Annotated in this window: 13 protein-coding genes and 1 pseudogene; 7 read left to right on the top strand and 7 right to left on the bottom strand. The window is 48.9% G+C overall.

The window, feature by feature from the left end; genetic code table 11:
• Positions 1-239 (top strand): annotated as a pseudogene (locus tag QMA35_RS18790) (hypothetical protein); the annotation flags it as partial.
• A gap of 6 nt (positions 240-245) precedes the next feature.
• Here QMA35_RS18790 and QMA35_RS18795 read toward each other — a convergent pair.
• The 4 genes from QMA35_RS18795 to tsaA form a co-directional block, all read right to left on the bottom strand.
• On the bottom strand, positions 246-1,163 hold the full coding sequence (locus tag QMA35_RS18795; RefSeq protein WP_281648687.1) for a glucosamine-6-phosphate deaminase: 918 nt from the start codon (positions 1,161-1,163) through the stop codon (positions 246-248).
• A 243-nt stretch (positions 1,164-1,406) separates the two neighbouring features.
• On the bottom strand, positions 1,407-1,625 hold the full coding sequence (locus QMA35_RS18800) for a YheU family protein (protein ID WP_281648688.1): 219 nt from the start codon (positions 1,623-1,625) through the stop codon (positions 1,407-1,409).
• Between the two features lie 66 nt (positions 1,626-1,691).
• Entirely contained in the window at positions 1,692-2,582 is an 891-nt protein-coding gene (locus tag QMA35_RS18805; RefSeq protein ID WP_281648689.1) for a hypothetical protein, read from the bottom strand.
• Between the two features lie 99 nt (positions 2,583-2,681).
• Positions 2,682-3,395: a tRNA (N6-threonylcarbamoyladenosine(37)-N6)-methyltransferase TrmO gene (gene tsaA / locus QMA35_RS18810; RefSeq protein WP_281648690.1), complete on the bottom strand. Its 714-nt coding sequence runs from the start codon at positions 3,393-3,395 to the stop codon at positions 2,682-2,684.
• Positions 3,396-3,660: 265 nt separating this feature from the next.
• Here tsaA and QMA35_RS18815 point away from each other — a divergent pair, with 265 nt between their 5' ends.
• Both QMA35_RS18815 and QMA35_RS18820 read left to right on the top strand, forming a co-directional pair.
• On the top strand, positions 3,661-6,084 hold the full coding sequence (locus QMA35_RS18815; protein WP_281648691.1) for a hypothetical protein: 2,424 nt from the start codon (positions 3,661-3,663) through the stop codon (positions 6,082-6,084).
• Between the two features lie 24 nt (positions 6,085-6,108).
• Entirely contained in the window at positions 6,109-6,531 is a 423-nt protein-coding gene (locus QMA35_RS18820) for a hypothetical protein (RefSeq protein ID WP_281648692.1), read from the top strand.
• 57 nt (positions 6,532-6,588) lie between these two features.
• Here the strand turns inward: QMA35_RS18820 and QMA35_RS18825 are convergent, their stop codons facing one another.
• The 3 genes from QMA35_RS18825 to QMA35_RS18835 form a co-directional block, all read right to left on the bottom strand.
• Positions 6,589-7,746 (bottom strand): PatB family C-S lyase, encoded by a 1,158-nt coding sequence (locus tag QMA35_RS18825; protein ID WP_281648693.1) that lies wholly within the window; start codon positions 7,744-7,746, stop codon positions 6,589-6,591.
• Positions 7,747-7,876: 130 nt separating this feature from the next.
• Complete coding sequence (gene mnmH / locus QMA35_RS18830; RefSeq protein ID WP_281648694.1) at positions 7,877-9,004, bottom strand: tRNA 2-selenouridine(34) synthase MnmH; 1,128 nt, start codon at positions 9,002-9,004, stop codon at positions 7,877-7,879.
• A 103-nt stretch (positions 9,005-9,107) separates the two neighbouring features.
• Positions 9,108-10,685 carry a hypothetical protein gene (locus QMA35_RS18835; RefSeq protein ID WP_281648695.1) on the bottom strand — a complete coding sequence of 526 codons (1,578 nt, stop codon included), beginning with the start codon at positions 10,683-10,685 and terminating at the stop codon, positions 9,108-9,110.
• Between the two features lie 238 nt (positions 10,686-10,923).
• On the opposite strand from QMA35_RS18835, the gene QMA35_RS18840 reads away from it, so the two are divergent.
• The 4 genes from QMA35_RS18840 to infC form a co-directional block, all read left to right on the top strand.
• Positions 10,924-11,154, top strand: coding sequence for a hypothetical protein (locus QMA35_RS18840; protein ID WP_281648696.1), 231 nt, complete (start codon positions 10,924-10,926; stop codon positions 11,152-11,154).
• The gene (locus tag QMA35_RS18845; RefSeq protein WP_281648697.1) at positions 11,144-12,037 is read left to right on the top strand and encodes a substrate-binding domain-containing protein; all 894 of its coding nucleotides are present in this window, start codon (positions 11,144-11,146) and stop codon (positions 12,035-12,037) included. Before QMA35_RS18840 ends, QMA35_RS18845 begins: the two co-directional genes overlap by 11 nt.
• A gap of 167 nt (positions 12,038-12,204) precedes the next feature.
• Positions 12,205-14,124 carry a threonine--tRNA ligase gene (thrS, locus tag QMA35_RS18850; protein WP_281648698.1) on the top strand — a complete coding sequence of 640 codons (1,920 nt, stop codon included), beginning with the start codon at positions 12,205-12,207 and terminating at the stop codon, positions 14,122-14,124.
• The coding region (gene infC, locus QMA35_RS18855) for a translation initiation factor IF-3 (RefSeq protein ID WP_281648699.1) at positions 14,099-14,566 on the top strand (468 nt) is incomplete at its 3' end. The genes thrS and infC, both read left to right, overlap by 26 nt.

Below are 14,566 nucleotides of genomic sequence, written 5' to 3' on the forward strand. Positions count from 1 at the left end.
CCGACCGGGATGACTTTGAAGATGCTATCGACTTTATTGGCTGGTACACCTACAAATCCAGAGAGAAAAATGGTGTTTCTCTCTGGCACGCAGATAAACAGTACCTGAACTATCACGAAGGGTGGGGCGGCTATTCCCGTGGCAGCCATAAGAGTAAAAAGTGGCTGCTGAATGTTGCCACCAAAGTGAAGTGGCGTGCCAGTGAATATGGTGAGCAACTCAGGCGCTGTAGCCTGTAACCCTTTTTATTGATTGGCTTGCGGAATCTGTTTTTGAAGATATAGATTCATGCGAGCCATACTTCTTGTTATTCTCATACCCTTCCCAAAAAGTATGCTGGCGGCTTCTTTATCGATAACCCAGGCTACATTTTTGTGTCTCTGGAGAAAGCTGGCAGGAAGAAGCGAATCGACCGGCCCGGTAATAGCTTTTTGTATCGCTCTGGCTTTCGCTTCGCCCCAGGCCAGGATAACTATCGAATCGGCAGCCAGAATGTCGGCAATGCCCAGAGTGCGGGCATGGGTGGGAACCGCATTAATGTCGTTATCGAAAAATCGGCTGTTTGCCTCACAGGTGGCGATTGCAAGCTTCACCACTCTTGCTCCAGTGTCGACTGTGAGTGTTTTGCCGGGCTCATTAAAACCAATGTGTCCATTAGGGCCGATACCAAGAAGCTGCAGATGGCGAGGATAGGTTTTCAGTAGTTCATTGATGCGCTGGATTTCCTCATCTTCTTCGTCGTTAGAGTGTGGGTTAGAGCCGAAGATATGAAACTGGCTTTCCGGTAGTTTTATGTCATCAAAAAGATTTTTCTTCATAAATTGTTTATAGGTTTCTTTGTGTCCTGCTTCTAAATTGGCGTATTCGTCCAGATTGATTGTATTTAAATTCTCGGTGGTGAAATCACCATTGTTATAGGCTTTCACCAAGTTTTCATAAACTAGAACCGGTGAGCTACCTGTTGCCAGTCCAAATGTTGTTCCTTCTCCGGTTGTTGTTCTTCTTTTTTGCAGATTAACCATCCATCTGCTCACAAGTTCACCACCGGTTTCTTTATCGGTAATAAAGACTTTTTGTTCGTTGATGGTGTGACGGGAGACTTTAGCGTTGAGTTTCGGTGGGATTCTCCAATTACTTCTTCGTTTTTTAGAGGTTGTTGGCATGGAGGCAACCGGCTGAGTGGAATTGTAACTCCTTAATTCCATTCTAGTGGAAAATTTCTCAGACTCCTGGATGCGTTCCATTTGCACCCCGATAGCTTGAGTGGGTTCTTTACTCGCAAAGACTAGTGTTGGAAGTAGTGACAAAAAGGCAGTGAAAAGCCTGAGCGATGCAAGAGACATTGGCCTGTCCTCGGAGAATACCGGCCTGAAACATAGCAGAGGCTTTAGAAATAAATATTCTATTTAGGCGATCCCAACATCGCCGACGGGAACAATGTTGGCACTTTCGGTCAGGTCATCCCAAACGATAACAGCACTGCCATTGCGCAGTTGCTCCAAAACCTGCGAAGTGCGCATAGAAAGTTCAGTGTCATCACCGTTGTCTGTGCCGTGGCGGGATACAAACTCAATGATAAGATTTTGCAGGGTTGGCTGTTCCAGTTGTTGCCAGGGAATAATCATATTTACCGTCGGTAGAAAGAAGAAAGGCTCAGTGTATCACTGAGCCTTTCTTGAAATCAGATCTTCTCAGGGAGAATCAGGGCTAACAATCTGGGTGTATAACTCTTTAACGGTCTCGGTGGTTTTGGTCAGCTGTTTACTTGATTGGCGAAATGCGTAATCCGCAAGATGTGTGGTTTCATCCATGTAGTTAAGCCCCGGAACCTCCTGACCTTCCAGTACCAGAGAGCCTGGCTCGGTAAAAGTCAGATATTCACTGGCCTTTTGTGGCGTGATTTGAACCAGCTTCTGGTTGCTCAGGAATAACCCTTTACTGGCTTTCTGCTCCAGGAAAATACGCTCACCAGGATTAATCGTCACATTCACAGAAGACCAGTTTTCACCTTTTGAGTGCAGAGCGTAGCGGCCAGATTTAAGAGGCAGGGCAATATATTCATAATGACGGGTATATCCAGCCAGATTCTCAGGCTCTTTGCCATTCAGATAAACTTCAAAACGGTTAAATACACCCGTGAAATGAGGGCGCATCACAAAAATCAGTGCGTCGGCATCTTCGGGGATGCTGGGAACTGGCGCGGTTTCCGGCGCAGATGGTGCAGGAATTGAAGTTTCAATCTCTGTTGGCAGAAGTTTCTGTACATCATCGGGTAGCAGGGAAAGGGTCAACAGAGCACCGTCAGCAGCCAAACCACCGGCTGTGCTGGCAGTTTCTGTGGTGGTATTGCGAATGTTTTCCGGAATAGCATCACGGGTAGCTTTCAAACCTTTGATAACCAACTTTGAACTTTCATCAAAAGTCCAGTACACGCCACGGCCTGCAGCTTTGGCTACACCTAACACCGGTTTGGTAATTGAGGAAAGGCTCGCTGTCTCACCGCCTTTTTCAGGGGTTGATGAACAGCCTGAGGCTATCAATAAGGAGGCAGCGATAACCACTGCAGTCAGTGATTTCATCATTCTTTTTTATTCTTATGGTTGTTCTGTTCTTGTCACCTACTGTGACTGATTCACTGATTCTACACAAGTTGCAGTCAGAGAACTCTGACTGCAACGCAATCAGTGTCCTGCCTCTATGGCAAATACCTCAAAGCCAGTTTCGGTTACCCGCCAGCGAATATTGTATTCCCAGAGCAGTATTCCGTAATCTTCTCGCAGGCGTTTCTTTAAATAAGCCGGGCGAGGGTCCTGGCTCAGAACCTCAACTATTAATTGTTGCAAAGGCTGTCCATTCTTTTCTTCATAGTGATGGCAGAGCTCCAAAGCCTGGTCAGTAAACCAAACCGGATGGTCATCAGGTTCTGTGGGAGCGAAACCAGCCTCTGCACTGTCAACGCTATCAGCCCAGGGTAGATAGGGTTTGATATCAACAACTGGTGTTTGATCCAGAAGATCGATACCCGACAATTCCAACCACACCTGAGCATTCTTCTGATGAATACCTTCCAGTTTGACCAGCGACAAACCTAACGGGTTTGGTCGGTGAGTAGAGCGCGTGGCAAACACTCCAACCCTTTTAGTGCCCCCCAGTCTTGGCGGGCGAACTGTCGGGCGCCAGCCATCGTTCTGAGTTTGGTGGAAGAGAAACTGTATCCATAAATGGCTGAATGCTTCCAGGCCTGCCACGGCTTCCGGGCAGTTACTTTTTCCGGTCAGCACCAGCCGTGCACGGGCACTGGCGGCCAGCCCCGGTTGCCGTGGAATACCAAATTTTTCCCGATAGCAGGAACGAATAATACCAACAGGGGTAATGGTACAGGAATGTTCAGACACAACAGGCTCACAACATGGTTATGAAGGCAGCCTAACGAACACTGACACCGGCTGCAATTGGCGGTTTTCGTCACGCTTTCCATAAACAAGGAAAACACAGGTTAGCGACACTGCTCAAGCTGTTATGAACCACTCATCTCCATTATCAGTCAATTACGTGAAAGGGAACCTGTTAAGACATGGGATGCCGGGCGGCACGCTGGTCTTTGTAGGGTGCTTGAATAGAGCAGGCGCGTGCCGCTCGTAGACTGCTGGAGAAAGCAAAATGCAAAACGTAGCTGAATTCGTGAGCTTCCTTGGGTACGCCGGGGAGCACGGTGAAGAAAGGGATAAGTTTCAGAAAAACCGTAAAACATTGTTTGGTTTAGACACTCCTTATACCGCGGTAGTGTGTGAGCCGGAAGCCAAGGCTTCCGTACTGGAAATTTGTGCCAATTATGCCAGAGAGGCTTGCCGACTATTTGTAAAGCCACAACCAAAACAGCTTTCAGCACGTGAGGCTACAGTTGCAAATGCAGTCAATACCTTTGTCAGAATCACTGATAATCATGATGCCATGCTGGAAAATGTCTATCAGGCTCTGACAAATGCTGAGGTTAGTGGGTCATTCAATGTGACCGGTCTTTCCCGATTGCTGGTTAGCCCAAAGGGGCCTTACCGGTCTCTACTGCTGGCGCTGGGTGTTCCCGATAGTGTTTTAGACGTTGTGAAACAACACCAGGGTGACTTGAGTGTTCTGCGCGGTTTCGGTCGTCAGCAGTTTTTGAAGGCCGTTGTTGTGCTGGCTTTGGAAACTAATGCTTTCAGATCAATCACAGCTGTTAATCAAGACAATGAGATTCTTGGCATTGTCTCTCTGGCGAAGGCTGTGTACACCGCTCTGATCTCAACCTCCACCAGTGATAGGGAAAGTCTGGAAAATGTTCTGGCTGATGAAGAGCTGACAGAAAAGTTTTTAGGCGAGCTTCTTGGTGACGATCGCTACCGCGGAAAACTCTCAGATGCGATTCGGCAGGAAGTTGGTCTGCGTGGTGTGGACGCGCTCAAGGGTGCAGACCCAGATGTGAGTGCTGCAATGGAGAAAACTCTTAAGGAATTGTATACCCATAGTTATATACAAATGGAACAGGCAGCCAAAAAAGAACGGCAAAAGCTTGATAAGGCAGGTCGTAAAGATGAGCGCACCATTCAAGAAAAGCTGCACATGCTGAAAGACCCCAGACTGGCTTGTGAGATGACCCCGACTGAGGTACGTGACAGTCTTTACATAATGTGTGTGGATGTACCTTCATTGGTTATGATGACAGTACACCTGTGTATGGATCACAAAGACTATGTGAAAACTTCAAGAACGTCAGGCGAAGAAAAAACTTATGAGGCTGACACTGCGCCCAATAAACTGTTCAGGCAACTGCGGGACAAGAACTCCCTGTTGGGCGATCTTATCAGCCCCCCAATGGAAGACGATGACGGCGTAGATTATGCACCCAGTCGTAAGTGTCACCTTGCTGCTCTCCATGAGGCTGGGCATGTTGATGTGGAAGGCGATATTGCCCGTGCCCGTGCCTTCCTGTATCTGGTCGGAGACCGGGTAGACCTTAACCGTTTGATGGCAGAGATTGTTAAAGTGGAAAAAGGATCTTCTGAGTCGGACGCCGGAAGTGCTGCAGGGAGGATTGTGAGATGCTTGTCCAGACCCCGAGCAAAGGTTTTAGAGAAGACAGCGGATGGTTATGTGCCTTATGGCGACCTCCAGGGTCGTGAACGGGACAGTAGGGATGTAGTCAGCAACTTGTGTGCAGCACTGGACAGCCACGAAAGCATTGTTGTGCTTTATCGGGCTCTTACTGCAATGGCTAAAGAGGCCATGGTGATACCGGAAGATGAATCTGCTGGACTGAGTGAACATAGTCAGCAGGTTAATGCCAATATTAATAACGCCAGACATATGTGTGAGGTTCTGCAATGCTGCATGAGTACTGCGTGTCATAAGAAGCTATTTCAGGTATGCCTGAGTGAGCGTCTGGTGCACCCACGGCAGAAGGTCAAAAGAAAACTTATTAACACTGGTCCTGGTTCTGGCCCTAGCGCAGGCTCTAGCTCTAGCCAGACAGCTCCAATGGTTATTGCAGCGCGCGATGTTACCAAGAGTCAGTCCGACTCTGCGGGTATTTCGCACACTGACCCGGTGGTGGCAGCGGAGCTAACTTCAAATCAAACAGCGACTTCGGCAGTCAATGAGCCAGTGATTACGGCTGATGCTGAAACAGGAAACACTGCAAAGCTTGCTTCAACTGAGACACTCCAGAGCGTTTTGCAAGAGCGAAATACTCAGAAGGAAGCCGAGATAGCCCGGTTGCAAGAGGTACTTGAGAGCACCCAAAAGGCATTGGCAGCGTCTAAAGAAGCAACTGGAAAACTGCGTTCTCTTCGTAGCACTAGTAAAGCTATTGAAGAGCAGAAGAAGCTTCAGGCTACACTTGACGCAGTGACTCAGGATCTGAAAGTATCTGACTATGAAGTGCGTGAAAAAGAGCTGGAAGACGTCGAACTTAAAAAGTTAGAGGGTAATCTTACTGCAGTGAGAGCTTCTAGAAAGCGTCCTCGGTCAGGCGATGAAGGCGATGAAGGCGAAGAACTCAGTTCTGGAGTCAAACGTAGAGCTACTAAAACCCCAACATCTGACTGATCAATGGTAGGTTAGGGAGACCCTGTGGTATCTCAAGAGACTGATAGTGTTGATAGTGTTACCCACGGCGCCACAACAATTGCTGGCACAACAGTTATTGCTGATGGTGGGGATGAGAACAACATAGCAATGGAACCCTCTCTGACAGCTGTAACGGATTCTTCTGCTCAGAATTTCTCAGCAACCTCTACTGCCACTGAAGCTGATACGCTAGCGCGGTTAAAGGAGACAGGAAGCGGCGGTCGGAGTCGATCCGGCAGTCGTGAACGAACTCCTGTTGACAGTCGTGAACGAACTTCTGTTGGTAGTCGTGATCGCTCCCGTTCACCCCAAAGAAGCAGTGGCGTACATAGCTCTGATTCAGAAGGCAGTTCTTCCTCTATTACCAGGCGTAAAAGAGAAACCGCTGGCGAGAAGCCAGGATTCTATAAACAGTTTTTTCAGTGAAGACACTGATGAATAAGTGTTATTGAAAGGGGCCGTTTGGTCCCTTTTTTATGATTTTTATGTAAGTTTGCTGACGGCTGTTTTCATGCGACGGACTGCTTCTTCCAACTGTTTGCGGGTACAGCCAAAGTTAAGCCGCACATAGTTTGGATCACCAAAAGGGGCACCGGCAGATAAGCCAACACCGTGCTCTTCAAAAAACAACTGTGCGTTCTTGATTTCCGGTAATTTGCATTCGATCCAGGCCAGGTATGTCGCCTGGTGGGGTGTCATGGTTAATCCGGGAATGTTGTTTATCTGTTCCATCAGATATTCGTGATTACTGCGCAGGTGTTCCAGTAAAGATTGGCGCCAGGGTTCGCCGTTGCGGTAAGCCGCTTCGGCGGCCGCAAAACCAAAAATCATATTGTCGGGATCAGGGACTATACCTTTGCGGGTTCTGCGGAAACGTTTGCGCAACTCCGGGTTGGGAATGACTGCATAGGCACAGCCAAGGCCTGCCAAGTTGAATGTTTTTGACGGGGACATCAGGGTAATGGAATTGTCCCGCGCATAATCGCTGATTGTCGCATAAGGGATATGGCAACTGTCGCGATCCAGTATCAGGTCGCAGTGAACTTCGTCGGAGCAGACAACCAGTTGATGTTTTTTGCAAAACTGTTCCAGCCTTTCCAGTTCTTCTCGGGTAAGAACGCGACCGTTAGGGTTTTGCGGGTTGCACAGCATAAAGATTTTGGTGTCTTTATTAATGTTCTGTTCCAGCCAGTCCCAATCCAGTTCCCAGGAGCCGTTGTTGGTTTTGTTCCAGAAGATTTGCATCATCTGACGATTGCCAAGGCCGGGTGCCGTTAGAAATGGGTAGTACACTGGGCAGGGCACAGCAGCGAATTCACCTTCCTTGGCGCAGGTGCGTACAGATATATTAAGTGCACAGACTAGTCCGGGCAGCCAGTCCAACCATTCCTGTTCAATAGGCCAGTCGTAAAGATTGTTGAGTCGCTCTACAACAATCTGCTCGAGACTTTCCGGGGGAGTTGTATAGCCAAAAACGCCATGGCTAACCCTGTCGTACAGGGCGGCAACCACTTCCGGAGGGGACTGAAAGTCCATATCCGCTACCCACATGGGCAGGATGTCCTGTTCTTTGTACTTATCCCACTTCAGGCTTGAGGTGCCCCGGCGATCAATGTCTTCGTTGAAAAAGGTGTTGGTCATGGCGTGTCCAGTGCTATTCGTATTATCAGCCTATGACCGGATTGTAGAGAGAGGAACCGGGAGAGGCTAGTCTTCTATGTCGTTTCGACTGTCGAGCTTCGCATAGCTCAGCCCGACCGTTTATTCGTGTCTAGTAAGCTGGAGTGAGACTGGACAGGGCTCCGCTGAGAAGAAATTCCTCAGCAAGCTGCTGCTGGTTTCCAGTGGCCACGATGCGATCCTGTTTTTGCTCAAGCTGGTACTCGTACATGGGGTCGTAGTAATCCCGGAGCAGGGCGGCAATCCAATCTTTGTGGCGGGAGGGTTCTTCCCCGTTCTGTTGCTGTTCCAGAGCTTCTTCCATAATAGAGCGGTATTCCTGATGGCGGACTCCACCCAGGCGTTTACGTATACGATCTATACTGGCGAGCAACTCTTCTGAAAAAAGGCCAAAACCTTTCTCTTCACCGTGAAGGGCAATATTCTCTTTCAGATTCTGGCTAATGTATTCTTCGAAGGTGATTTGGACGCGTGTTTCCAGATCTTCTTCCAGGAGTAAGATGGGAGCTGTGTCCATTTTGGCTTTCAGGGTTGGAGGCAGGCAGCAGCGACCAATCAGCTTACTTTCATCCTCAAGCAGGAAGGTGTTGATTCCTTGATCCCGAAGCTTTAACAGATTGATGGCTAGATTGTTTTCAAAGCCGATTTGTGTGGGCTGCCCGCCAACCCTGCGACCAAAACTTGAGCCACTATGGTTGGCTAGCCCTTCTAAATCAATATGGTCAGGAGAGCGTGTCAAAAGGCGGGTTTTACCTGTGCCGGTTTTGCCGCCAAGAATAATAAAACGACACTGATCTATAGAATCTTCGAGATAGTCTAACAGCCAGTTTCGCAGCGCTTTATAGCCTCCGGTTATGAGGGGGTAGTCTACGCCTCCCTCTTTTAACCAGGACTGAACCATATGGGAGCGTTCTCCGCCCCGAAAACAGTAGATGTACCCTGCAGGGTGCTGCTGGGTGAATTCAATCCAGCTTTGGGTTCTTTCGTCGCGGGTCTCTCCGGCAACCAGCTGGTGGCCGAGTTCAACGGCTGCATCATGTCCTTTGCGTTTGTAGCAGGTGCCTATCTGTGCTCTCTCCTCGTCGTTTAATAAAGGAGAATTTGTGCTTTTGGGAAATGCGCCTTTGTCGTATTCAATGGGGGCGCGGACATCCAGCAGGGGGATGTTTTCCAGAAACAGGCGGCGGTAGTCGCAGGTGTTGGGGCGCGTATCTGTCATTCCGTTTACTTAGTGCTCAGCTGGCGCAAAGTCGTGAAGTCTAACAGAGACTGGGGTGGTGCAGTAAATCCGGGGTATTCCTACCCCGGTGATTGACAGGCGTTTAGCCCTCTAAAAGTGGGCGACGAATAACGTTGGCTCTCAGGCGCAGGGCGGGGAGTTGTTTGTTTGGAGTTGCCAGGCCAAGGGATTGCGCAATAGGTTTGACAAACCAGGGTTCGACAACGGTTTCACTGGTCAGGTTCATAATGTCAAACATATTGGCAATGATTACACCATCTCCCATAGGACCTAGCACCTTGGTAAAGGTTTTTTTCCAGGTGCGGCCACCAGGTATGTAAAGCGTGGCTAACTCGGTCGCTCCTTTCAGGGCAACGGCAGCCACGAAAGCTGTACCGATTCGGGCTGCCCGGGCTTTGGAGGAACTTTCATCTCCTACAAGGGCGTTAACAGCTCTCTGGAGGCCAAAGCCAAGACTCGCACCGGCTGCTTCTGCTGCCATAAAGGTTGAGGTTTCTTTATAAGTCATATTATTAAATTTCAGCCTACCCTTGTTCCTAGCCTGAACAATACCAGCCCCTGCAGCCATAACACCGGCAGTCAGAAATTCCCCCCAGGTCTTGCTGCCAGTCATGTCGGTAACAAAGTCCGAAGCCAGTTCACGCACATTGTACGTGACAGTGATAGCCATGGAGGAGGTCAGGAAGTTTTTCCCCCAGCTTTTGCTGTCGTTTGATCCGGGTTTGTAGTCTGAGTATTTGGACAATATTGCTAATATGGTTGAACTGAGCACGATCTGACTGGCTTGGGCGGAACGGTCTATGGTCTGGTCGCTCCAGTCGGTCAGGTCATGGCCAATGGAGGCAATAGTTTTCTGGAGGGTGGTGCTTAAGGTGTTGGTGGTGCTACTCATCGAATACAGACTGATGATATCTCGCCATTCCGACGCGCTGATTATGTCTACATTTCCGGTGTACGCGCCCCTGGATGCCAGCGCCATAAGCCCAGTGCTGGCAAAATCCGGAAGAGCGTCTGCCAGGTTGGTTCTCTGTTCTCCCTTGGTGCGCCCAAGAGCGGCGGAGCCAAGAGTGCTGATAGCCTCACCCGTTCCAAATGCGGAAAGTAGCATTCCCTGGCGGAGGTAGTTGCGAGGGAAGCTTTGGTAAAGGAAATCCTCATCAACGGATCCGAACTGAAAAGAGTCTCCGCCATTTTTGTATTTATTGGCTTTATCAACAGCTTTCATGGACAACAGGAATAGTGTACCTGTAGCAATATCGCTGATGGCTTTGGTGACTGGTGACTCCAGGGAGACAGGTTTAAGGAAAAGTTCTGTTCCCGATTCGTTTTTACCCAGTTCAACCAGGTAATGAATTTTTCCATCGCCATCCACTTCTGTGGGAGTGCTGCGATGAGTTTGGCTATTAAGGATGACTTCAAGCAGAGCGTCCTTGAGCTGATCAGGTTTGCTGATCATCAGTTCATGGCTGATACGCAAATGAAGCCTGCCGTCATCGTCGGCGGACAGTTTGGCTCCTTTGTGGGTAATCTGTGCGGCTTCAGAGCGAATAACCGGAGTAGGATCAGGAGTGTTCTGTTCAGCCATGCTTATGGCTGGGCTGGCAAGAAGAAGTGCTGAGAGCGGAGTCAGCAGATGCCTGGTTCTGTTTAACATGCTCATAAGTTGCCCTGTTTCCTCTTATTGGTCTCATTTCAAATGTTTTTATCAGGCTACGCTGCTAAAAAACTTTACGAACGGATACTTGACTCTGTTGTGGGATTACCCAGAGTCGTCATGGGATTACCCAGAGTAATGACGGGCTGGCTCTCCCTGAGCCAGATCTTTACTGGAGGGCAAGCTTAGATAACTTCTACCGACTTGCAGGAATATCTTTATCTGTTAGGGCAGGCGTGAATCGATGAAAACGGAGCGATCGTTCCGTAAGTTATTGAAAGTCCAACCTTTAACAGTTGAGTCTGGTGTCTACACTGTGTTGGCTTTTCCGGTTTTGAATCTCGCTCTGGCTGAGGTGATTTGTGGTTCCTTGTCTCCTTCTGTGGCTCCCCCGGATGCGTCATTGTCGGCGTTTTTGTCGAGATATTTTTTTGCTGGTGGTGTTTTCAACGGTGGAGGGGAGTGTGCAGGGTGAAGAGATTGGGCGGAAAGGGGGTTATCGCCAGGTTCCTGTTATAGGTATGGTATTGCATGGTTTGGATGGGTTTATCTATCAGCAGCTAGAAAAGGAAGCGAAGCTTTATTGTGAGGAGAGGGTTGCCAGTGGAGCATCCCGTTGTCGGGTGATTTCTGGTGGCTCTCTGGATAACCGAGATATTGCTGCTCAGAAGCAATGGTTCAAGCAGTTGATGGTGCAAAAGGTTGATGGGTTGATTGTTGCGCCTGTTGGTACGCGGGCATTAATCCCACAGTTGATTGAGGCGAAAAAGAAAGGGGTTTCTGTTGTTAATATCGACAGTCGGCTTGATCCTGAATTGTTAAGTCGCAATCGATTGATTATTCCCAGAGTGGGGCCGGATAACACCAGCGCAGCCCGAAATTTGGCAAGTTATCTGGCTCAGAAAGTTGGCAAAGGTGGGAAGGTTGCGATTTTGTCTGGATCTCCTGGGGAGCTGGCATCGTTTGAGCGGGTTGTTGCCGCCAAAAGTGTCCTTGGTGGGGCAGGGATTAAGGTTGTTGCTGTAAAGTCCGCTGAATGGGATGCCCTGAAAGCTCAGGATGTAACAATGGCGTTACTGGATAAGTTTCGGGATTTGGACGGAATTTTTGCAGCGAATGATGCGATGGCTCTTGGTGCTATGCGGGCGGCAGATCTGAAAAATATCCCCTTGAGTATTACTGGCTTTGATGGCGATCCACAGTTGCTGAATTATGTTCGTACTGGGCGCATTCTGGCAACCGTGGATTGGTATCCCGGGCAGCAGGGCATTTATGCTATTGAGAAAATTTTTGACAGAACGTCCAGTGATCGAAAAACACCGTGGCGGCTGTTGGTTCAGAGTGATTTGGTTGATTGATGTCGGTGGTAGAGATGAGTTATCACCGGTATGATGTGCTGCTCAGATCAATATTCTTCTATGAGTTGATTTTATGTTGCATGCAGTCCTTGGTAAGGGCTGCCACTGCCCGTGAACATGCAGTCCCTGGTTTGGATTGCCACTGAATTGAATTTAAGGTGAATTTTATGCCGGTTATTACTCTTCCTGATGGCAGCAAACGCGAGTTTGCCCAACCTGTTTCTATTATGGAAGTTGCCCAGGATATTGGCCCAGGTCTGGCCAAGGCCACTCTTGCTGGTCGTGTTGATGGCGATGTTGTTGATGCCAGCCATGTTATTGAAAAGGATACTGCTCTCAGTATCATTACCAGTCGCGATGAAGACGGTCTGGACGTTATTCGTCACTCCACCGCCCACCTGCTGGCGATGGCAACCCAGAGTTTGTTTCCTGGTGCCCAGGTAACCATCGGCCCGGTTATTGAAGACGGGTTTTACTACGATTTCGCTTACGAGCGTGCTTTCAACCTTGAAGATCTGGCGCTGATCGAAAAGCGCATGGAAGAACTGGCCAAAGCTGACATTGCTATTGAGCGTGTGGTTATGAGTCGGGAAAATGCCATCCGTGAATTTGATGACATGGGTGAAAAGTACAAGGTTGATATCATCAAAGAGTTGCCAGAAGGGGAAGAGATTTCTGTTTACCAGCAGGGTGAGTGGAAAGATCTGTGCCGTGGCCCACACGTGCCTTCTACAGGCAAGCTGAAATCTTTCAAACTGATGCGAGTTGCCGGCGCTTACTGGCGTGGTGATTCCAACAACGAAATGCTGACCCGTGTTTACGGTACCGCATGGGCAGACAAAAAAGCCCTGAAAGCTTACCTGCATCGCCTGGAAGAAGCGGAAAAGCGGGATCACCGTAAGCTGGCCAAAAAACTGGATCTGTTCCACCTGCAGGAAGAAGCGCCAGGCATGGTGTTCTGGCATCCAAATGGCTGGAGTATTTACCAGTCTCTGGAACAGTACATGCGCCGCAAGCAGATTGAACGCGGCTATCAGGAGATTAAAACGCCTTCTCTGGTTGATATTTCCCTATGGGAAAAATCAGGTCATGCGTCCAAGTTTGGCGATGACATGTTCACTCTGAAAAATGATGAGCGTGTTATGGCTGTTAAGCCTATGAACTGCCCTTGTCATGTACAAGTGTTCAATCAGGGATTGCGCAGTTACCGGGATCTGCCTTTGCGTCTGGCTGAGTTTGGCTCTTGCCACCGTAATGAAGCCTCTGGTGCCCTGCATGGTATTATGCGTGTACGTGGTTTTGTTCAGGATGATGCGCATATCTTCTCAACAGAAGACCAGATCCAATCTGAAGTGTCTGAGTTTATCGATTTTCTCCATGATGTTTACGCGGACTTCGGATTTGAGAAGGACAGCCTGATTTATAAGCTTTCCACACGTCCTGAGCAGCGGGTTGGTTCTGATGAAATCTGGGATAAGGCTGAGAAGGCTCTGGCTGAAGCGCTGGATGCTGCTGGCCTGCCTTGGGAAGAGTTGCCCGGTGAGGGTGCCTTTTATGGCCCAAAAGTTGAATTTTCTCTGAAAGATTGCATTGGTCGTGTATGGCAATGTGGTACTATTCAGGTGGATTTCTCAATGCCTGGTCGTTTGGGTGCAGAGTACGTTGATGAACATGGTGAGCGTAAGACGCCTGTTATGCTGCATCGGGCAATACTGGGTTCTTTTGAGCGTTTTATCGGTATACTGATTGAACACTTCGAAGGTCGCTTCCCAGTATGGCTTGCACCTACACAAGCTGCGGTCCTCAACATCACTGATAATCAGGCCTCCTACGTAGAAAATGTAGAATGCAGACTGAAAAACAGTGGTTTCCGAGTTAAAGCGGACTTGAGAAACGAGAAGATCGGCTTTAAAATCCGCCAGCACACCCTTGAACGGGTACCTTATCTGCTTGTAGTTGGCGATAAGGAAGTAGAATCAGATTCTGTTGCTGTACGCACGCGCTCCGGTGAAGATCTTGGGACTATGACCATAGACGCATTTGAGGAGCTGCTTGCAGCAAATGTTGAACAGCGTAGCCGTTCTTAATACTGTTCTTGATAATTTAGGCGAAACAGGAGAATTACCAATCAAACGTTCGAATCCGCGGGATCGTCGGCAACAGGCACCTCGTGCCCCGATTAATCAGAATATTCGCGCTCAAGAGGTGCGACTGATTGCTGCCGATGGCGAAATGGTCGGTGTCGTTCCGCTGAGACAAGCTCTTGATCTGGCTCTGGAAGCCGAGCTCGACCTGGTAGAGATTAACGCGACAGCTGTACCTCCAGTCTGCAAGATTATGGACTACGGCAAGCACCTCTATGAGGACAAGAAACAGAAGGCGGCTGCGAAGAAGAAGCAGGTTCAGACTCAGGTTAAGGAAGTTAAATTCCGTCCTGGAACTGAAGATGGAGATTATCAGGTAAAACTACGCAACCTGATACGTTTCCTTGAAGAAGGCAATAAAGCCAAGGTATCTCTGCGGTACCGC

Source organism: Parendozoicomonas sp. Alg238-R29 (genome assembly GCF_947331445.1).
GTDB lineage: Bacteria > Pseudomonadota > Gammaproteobacteria > Pseudomonadales > Endozoicomonadaceae > Sansalvadorimonas.

What these genes read in the sequence shown, in the direction of transcription:
- mnmH (WP_281648694.1), bottom strand. Translation starts at nt 9,004, where the DNA reads ATGACAGATACGCGCCCCAACACCTGCGACTACCGCCGCCTGTTTCTG.
- QMA35_RS18800 (WP_281648688.1), bottom strand. Translation starts at nt 1,625, where the DNA reads ATGATTATTCCCTGGCAACAACTGGAACAGCCAACCCTGCAAAATCTT.
- QMA35_RS18795 (WP_281648687.1), bottom strand. Translation starts at nt 1,163, where the DNA reads ATGCCAACAACCTCTAAAAAACGAAGAAGTAATTGGAGAATCCCACCG.
- QMA35_RS18825 (WP_281648693.1), bottom strand. Translation starts at nt 7,746, where the DNA reads ATGACCAACACCTTTTTCAACGAAGACATTGATCGCCGGGGCACCTCA.
- thrS (WP_281648698.1), top strand. Translation starts at nt 12,205, where the DNA reads ATGCCGGTTATTACTCTTCCTGATGGCAGCAAACGCGAGTTTGCCCAA.
- QMA35_RS18835 (WP_281648695.1), bottom strand. Translation starts at nt 10,685, where the DNA reads ATGAGCATGTTAAACAGAACCAGGCATCTGCTGACTCCGCTCTCAGCA.
- QMA35_RS18805 (WP_281648689.1), bottom strand. Translation starts at nt 2,582, where the DNA reads ATGATGAAATCACTGACTGCAGTGGTTATCGCTGCCTCCTTATTGATA.
- QMA35_RS18840 (WP_281648696.1), top strand. Translation starts at nt 10,924, where the DNA reads ATGAAAACGGAGCGATCGTTCCGTAAGTTATTGAAAGTCCAACCTTTA.
- QMA35_RS18815 (WP_281648691.1), top strand. Translation starts at nt 3,661, where the DNA reads ATGCAAAACGTAGCTGAATTCGTGAGCTTCCTTGGGTACGCCGGGGAG.